We start from the raw sequence: 6,115 nt of genomic DNA on the forward strand, positions 1-6,115 counted from the left end.
GCCAGGTAGTCGTACACCGCGGTCGCGCGGCGCTCCGACAGCGACTGGTTGTACGCGTCGGTGCCCTTCGAGTCGGTGTGGCCAGCCACTTCGACCTTCAGCTCCGGGTAGCGCTTCAGGATCTCGATCGCCTCGTTGAGGATCGACACCGCGTCGGGACGCAGCGTCGACTTGTCGAAGTCGAAGTTCACGCCCTTCAGGTCGATCGACACCGGCACCGGGCAGCCGTCCGGACCGATCGTCTGGCCAGGCTGCGAATCCGGGCAGCGGTCGTCGCAATCGTTCACGCCGTCACCGTCGCTGTCCATGTCCGCGCAGCTCGGGGCCACCGGCGCCGGGGCCACCGGGGCGGTCGGCTCCGGACCCAGCGGAATCACGACGCCAACCGAAGCCAGCACGTCGCCGAACCAGTCTTCGCTGGGGGCGCTGACGCTGGTGTCGTCGAAGTCGGCACGGTAGGCCAGCTCGGTGCGGATCTTGACCCGACCCGTGCCGCCCTGCGCACCCACGCCAACCTTGGCGGCGAAGTTGCCGTCTTCGCGCTCACCCGGCGAAACCGGGCTCGGGAACGCGTCGTATTCTTCTTCCGAACGCTGGTAGCCCACGCCCATCAGCACGTAAGGCGCCCAGTTGCGGCCTTCGGCCAGGAAGTGGCGACGCAGGTCCAGCGAAATGCCGTACTGGCTCCAGTTCAGGTCCTGGTTCGCGTCGTTGTTCGGGTTCTGGTAGTTCAGCTCCGCATCCAGCGACCACGCCGGGGCAATGAACTTGCCGAAGCCAAGCGTTGCGAACGGCGCATCGCGCGTACCGCGGTCATTGTCCTGCAGGTTGAAGCCGGCGCCACCGGTCAGGTACCAGCGATCGTCGAAATCCTGGGCGGAAGCTACCTGCGAGAAAACCAGACCTGCCAGAAGGGCAGTGCTCAACACGCGAATTTTCATAATTTGCTCCTAAACCAATCAGGAATGAATCGGGGGAAGGCGGAGGGCGTGCGGGGCCAGGCCACCGGCCCGCCCAACCTGCCAGTCGCGGCGTAATGATACACAATTCAGGCAGATGTTAACCATCCATTAAAACGAAGCCCGGCACAAGGCCGGGCTCCGTGGTGTCACCTGTGCCGACGTCCTCAGTTCTGGACGTTCAGCTCCGTGCGGCGGTTGCGCGCGCGGCCGTCCGGGTTGTCCGAGCCGTCGTCATTGGTGTTCGGCGCGATCGGGCGGCTCTCGCCGTAACCGGTCGGACCCACCATGCGCGACGAATCGATGCCGTTCGAAGCCAGGTAGTCGTACACCGCGGTCGCGCGGCGCTCCGACAGCGACTGGTTGTACGCGTCGGTGCCCTTCGAGTCGGTGTGGCCAGCCACTTCGACCTTCAGCTCCGGGTAGCGCTTCAGGATCTCGATCGCCTCGTTGAGGATCGACACCGCGTCGGGACGCAGCGTCGACTTGTCGAAGTCGAAGTTCACGCCCTTCAGGTCGATCGACACCGGCACCGGGCAGCCGTCCGGACCGATCGTCTGGCCAGGCTGCGAATCCGGGCAGCGGTCGTCGCAATCGTTCACGCCGTCACCGTCGCTGTCCATGTCCGCGCAGCTCGGGGCCACCGGCGCCGGGGCCACCGGGGCGGTCGGCTCCGGACCCAGCGGAATCACGACGCCAACCGAAGCCAGCACGTCGCCGAACCAGTCTTCGCTGGGGGCGCTGACGCTGGTGTCGTCGAAGTCGGCACGGTAGGCCAGCTCGGTGCGGATCTTGACCCGACCCGTGCCGCCCTGCGCACCCACGCCAACCTTGGCGGCGAAGTTGCCGTCTTCGCGCTCACCCGGCGAAACCGGGCTCGGGAACGCGTCGTATTCTTCTTCCGAACGCTGGTAGCCCACGCCCATCAGCACGTAAGGCGCCCAGTTGCGGCCTTCGGCCAGGAAGTGGCGACGCAGGTCCAGCGAAATGCCGTACTGGCTCCAGTTCAGGTCCTGGTTCGCGTCGTTGTTCGGGTTCTGGTAGTTCAGCTCCGCATCCAGCGACCACGCCGGGGCAATGAACTTGCCGAAGCCAAGCGTTGCGAACGGCGCATCGCGCGTACCGCGGTCATTGTCCTGCAGGTTGAAGCCGGCGCCACCGGTCAGGTACCAGCGGTCGTCGAAATCCTGGGCGAAGGCGGCGGGGGCGACGCCCAAGCCAGCCAGCAGGGCTGCGCACAGCAACTTCTTGTTCATCATGGTGTCGCTCCTTGGAAAGGTGCACGGAATCCGGCCGCGCCGGAACCGCATCACTCGAGTTGTGGGGCACGACGGCCGCCTCCCGGGCCGCCATCGGAGTGCAGGTTAGGTTTGAAGATGTGAAGGTGGCGTTAACCCCACTCTAACAACTCGGCCGGCGCGGCCAAGCCGGCCCCTTGCCGCGGATGTCGCAAGCCCGCATCGTGACCGATCCCGTACGCCGGCGAATGTGAATGACCACCGCATCTCCGTACCCGCATCTTCTTTCGCCCATCGACCTTGGGTTCACCACCCTGCGCAACCGCGTGCTGATGGGTTCGATGCACACCGGGCTGGAAGACCGGCGGCGCGACTTCCCCAGGCTCGCCGCCTACTTCGCCGAGCGCGCCGCCGGAGGCGTCGGACTGATGGTCACCGGCGGCTTTGCCCCCAGCCTGAGCGGCTGGCTGAAGCCTTTCGCCGGCAAGCTCACGCGGCGCGCGGAAGTGGCGCGGCACCGGCAGGTCACCGATGCGGTCCATGCCCATGACTCGCGCATCTGCCTGCAGCTGCTGCACGCCGGGCGCTACGCCTACCACCCGCTGTCGGTGTCGGCGTCGGCGCTGAAGGCACCCATCAATCCGTTCCGTCCCCGGGCGCTGTCCGCGCGCGGCGTGGAACGCCAGATCGACGCCTTCGCCCACGCCGCGCGGCTCGGGCGCGAAGCCGGCTACGACGGCGTCGAGATCATGGGCTCGGAGGGCTACCTGCTGAACCAGTTCACGGTCGCGCGCACCAACCGGCGCGACGACCGCTGGGGCGGCAGCGTCGAGAACCGCATGCGTTTCGCCGTGGAAACCGTGCGCCGCGTGCGCGAGGCCTGCGGGCCGGACTTCATCATCATCTACCGCCTGTCGATGCTCGACCTGGTCGAGGACGGCAACGACTGGCCGGCGATCGTGGCCCAGGCGCGCGCGGTCGAGGCAGCCGGCGCGAGCATCATCAATACCGGGATCGGCTGGCACGAAGCGCGGGTTCCGACCATCACCACCTCGGTGCCCAGGGCCGCCTTTGCCGGGGTCACCGCCCGCCTCATGCCCGAGGTCTCGGTGCCGCTGGTGGCGAGCAACCGGATCAACATGCCCGATATCGCCGAGTCGATCCTCGCCACCGGGCAGGCGGACATGGTGTCGATGGCACGCCCGCTGCTGGCCGATCCGGACTGGGTGGCGAAAGCCGCCGCCGGCCGCGCGGATGCGATCAACACCTGCATTGCGTGCAACCAGGCCTGCCTGGACCACGTGTTCCAGAATCGCCGCGCGAGCTGTCTCGTGAACCCCCGCGCCTGCCATGAAACCGAGCTGGTCTATCCCCCGACCACCGCGCCACGGCGGATCGCGGTGGTCGGCGCAGGGCCGGCGGGCCTGGCCTGCGCCACGGTGGCGGCCGGGCGTGGCCATGCCGTGACGCTGTTCGAGGCCGGCGATGCGATTGGCGGCCAGTTCAACCTGGCGCGGCGGATACCGGGCAAGGAGGAGTTCGAAGAGACCCTGCGCTATTACCGGCTGCAACTGCGCGAAACCGGCGTCGACCTGCGCCTGGGCACCCGTGCGACGCCGCAGCTGCTGGCCGGCTTCGATGCCGTGGTGCTGGCCACCGGCGTGGTTCCGCGCGCGGCGCAGTTCGAAGGCCACGACCATCCTCGCGTGGTGGGCTACACCGACGTGCTGCTCGGCAACGTCAGCCCCGGCCGGAAGGTGGCGATCATCGGCGCCGGAGGGATCGGCTTCGACGTTGCCGGGTTCCTGGTCCATGACGGGCCTTCGACCAGCCTGGATCCGGTCCGCTGGATGGAGGAATGGGGCGTCGATCCCGCGTCCGCCACGCCTGGCGGCCTGCAGCCCCCGCGGCCCGAACCGCCGGCGCGCGAGGTGTGGCTTCTGCAGCGCAGCGCAGGGCGTCCAGGCGCGAGACTGGGCAAGACGACCGGCTGGACCCACCGGGCGACACTCAAGGCCAGGGGCGTACGCATGACGGGCGGGGTCGAGTACCACCGCGTGGACGATGCCGGCTTGCACGTGGCCATCGACGGCGTCGAACAGGTGCTCGACGTCGACCATGTGGTCGTCTGTGCCGGGCAGGAGCCGCAGCGGGCGCTGGTCGACGCGCTCGCCGGGCATGACATGGAGCTGCACGTGATCGGCGGCGCGGACGTCGCCGCCGAGCTCGACGCCAAGCGCGCGATCGACCAGGGGAGCCGACTCGCCGCTGCGCTTTGAGGGATTTCCGGGCCTTTCGCAGCCGGCTGCCGACCCCCTGTTCAGCTGGGATTGCGAAAACCGGCAGTACCTTGCGCGCACTTTCTCCGTCGCCACTTCGGCGGAACCGGCACGACCCGCACTCCCGCGGGTTTCGCGCCCGGGCAGCAAAGCGCCACAGAGTGCCGCCGCCCTCCCCAACACGCCAGGCCGATCCGCACTGCGGTGCCCGGACCCACCCAGGGATCCGGCGCCAAAGCCGTGCGGGCGGCGCAACGGAGCAAGGAGCCGCCATGAAACTCGCCTGGATCCTGTGGTTGGCATCGATCATGCCGCCACCGGCCGCAGATTCGCTCTGCCTCAGCACCACGCTGTACCTCGAAGCCCGCGACCAGTCCGTCCTCGGCCAGCATGCCGTGGCCGAGGTCGCCCTGCGCCGCGCCGACAGCGGCCTGTGGGGGGATTCGGTCTGCGACGTGGTCACCGCGCGCAAGCAGTTCGCGCCGACCATCGTCTCGCCGAACACGCGCCTGACCAATACCGAAGCCTGGTCGCAGGCCGTGACCATCGCGCTCGAGTCCCAGAGCAACTGGGCGCTGCCGGCCGGTGAACGCAAGGAAGTCGTGCCCGGTGCCAGCCACTTCCTGGCACATGCCATCGCCAGCCCGAGCTGGCGCAACGCCTACCAGGTGGCGACCATCGGCGACCACACCTTCCTGCGCGTGCAGAGCCTCAAGCCCAGGTCGTGACCCGGGGGTCCGCAGGACTGCACTCAGCGCAGCCGCCTGCACCCCTGGCCCGGCCTTGAGCGGGCCGCCCGCTGCGCGGATGATGACGGCCTACCCACCGCGGAGCCGTACATGAAGCTGTATTCGAAGCCGGGCGCCTGCTCGACCGCCGTCCACATGGCGCTGGAGTGGACCGGCGCTCCCTATGAGGTGGTCATCCTCGACGGCGACTCGATGAAGGCACCGGCCTTCCTTGCCATCAATCCCGCCGGCGCGGTGCCGGCGCTGGTCGACGGCGACTTCGTGCTCACCCAGAACGCCGCGATCATGGGCTACATCGCCGACATCCATCCGCAGGCCGGCTTGGCGGGCGACGGCTCGCCGCGCCAGCGCGCGGAAGCAACGCGCTGGCTCGCCTTCGTCAACTCGGATCTGCACCCGGCCTTCAAGCCGATCTTCCGGCCGTCGCGCTACATCGGCGACGAAGCGCAGCACGATGCAGTCAAGGCCACGGCCAGGACGGCGGTGCGCAAGCTCATGGAAACCGCCGACAAGCGCCTGTCAGGCAGGGACTGGCTGGCCGGATTCCGCAGCTTCGCCGACCCCTACTTCTATATGACGGTGCGCTGGGCGCACGGGACCGGCCTGGACATGTCCGGGCTGGACAACATCGCCGCCTACAAGGCGCGGATGGAGGCCGAGCCGGGCGTACGCGCCGCGCTGCAGGCCGAGGGACTGGAGTAGGCGGCCCCATCTCCGGCACAAAGAAAGGTTCTTCTCCCGATTGCGTGGAGCTTGCGGGTGATTGCTTCGGGAGGGTGCGCGCTGCCCGCCGTGGAGGCAGGGGGGATGCCCAGAGCCGGCCATGGATGGCCGGCGGCCGGAACTGGGAGCAGGATGCGCATATTCCGGCTGGGCATCCCCCCTGCCTC

At 68.5% G+C, this 6,115-nt stretch carries 5 protein-coding genes; 3 read left to right on the forward strand and 2 right to left on the reverse strand.

Translation table 11 applies throughout. From position 1 onward, the window contains the following. Window positions 1–941: OmpA family protein (locus tag WCD84_RS14240; RefSeq protein ID WP_343281792.1), on the reverse strand; the 941-nt coding region annotated here is incomplete at its 3' end. Window positions 942–1,126: 185 nt separating this feature from the next. After that, the gene (locus tag WCD84_RS14245) at window positions 1,127–2,215 is read right to left on the reverse strand and encodes an OmpA family protein (protein ID WP_343281794.1); all 1,089 of its coding nucleotides are present in this window, start codon (window positions 2,213–2,215) and stop codon (window positions 1,127–1,129) included. 236 nt (window positions 2,216–2,451) lie between these two features. Here WCD84_RS14245 and WCD84_RS14250 point away from each other — a divergent pair, with 236 nt between their 5' ends. The 3 genes from WCD84_RS14250 (at window position 2,452) to WCD84_RS14260 (ending at window position 5,927) form a co-directional block, all read left to right on the forward strand. Continuing rightward, entirely contained in the window at window positions 2,452–4,476 is a 2,025-nt protein-coding gene (locus WCD84_RS14250; protein ID WP_343256216.1) for an NADPH-dependent 2,4-dienoyl-CoA reductase, read from the forward strand. Window positions 4,477–4,748: 272 nt separating this feature from the next. Beyond that, entirely contained in the window at window positions 4,749–5,204 is a 456-nt protein-coding gene (locus tag WCD84_RS14255; protein ID WP_343256215.1) for a cell wall hydrolase, read from the forward strand. Window positions 5,205–5,315: 111 nt separating this feature from the next. Further along, entirely contained in the window at window positions 5,316–5,927 is a 612-nt protein-coding gene (locus WCD84_RS14260) for a glutathione S-transferase family protein (protein WP_343281793.1), read from the forward strand. The last annotated feature ends 188 nt before the right edge of the window (window positions 5,928–6,115 follow it).

It is taken from the genome of Luteimonas changyuni (assembly GCF_039548395.1).
Taxonomy (GTDB): Bacteria; Pseudomonadota; Gammaproteobacteria; order Xanthomonadales; family Xanthomonadaceae; genus Luteimonas.

What these genes read in the sequence shown, in the direction of transcription:
- WCD84_RS14245 (WP_343281794.1), bottom strand. Translation starts at nt 2,215, where the DNA reads ATGAACAAGAAGTTGCTGTGCGCAGCCCTGCTGGCTGGCTTGGGCGTC.
- WCD84_RS14250 (WP_343256216.1), top strand. Translation starts at nt 2,452, where the DNA reads ATGACCACCGCATCTCCGTACCCGCATCTTCTTTCGCCCATCGACCTT.
- WCD84_RS14255 (WP_343256215.1), top strand. Translation starts at nt 4,749, where the DNA reads ATGAAACTCGCCTGGATCCTGTGGTTGGCATCGATCATGCCGCCACCG.
- WCD84_RS14260 (WP_343281793.1), top strand. Translation starts at nt 5,316, where the DNA reads ATGAAGCTGTATTCGAAGCCGGGCGCCTGCTCGACCGCCGTCCACATG.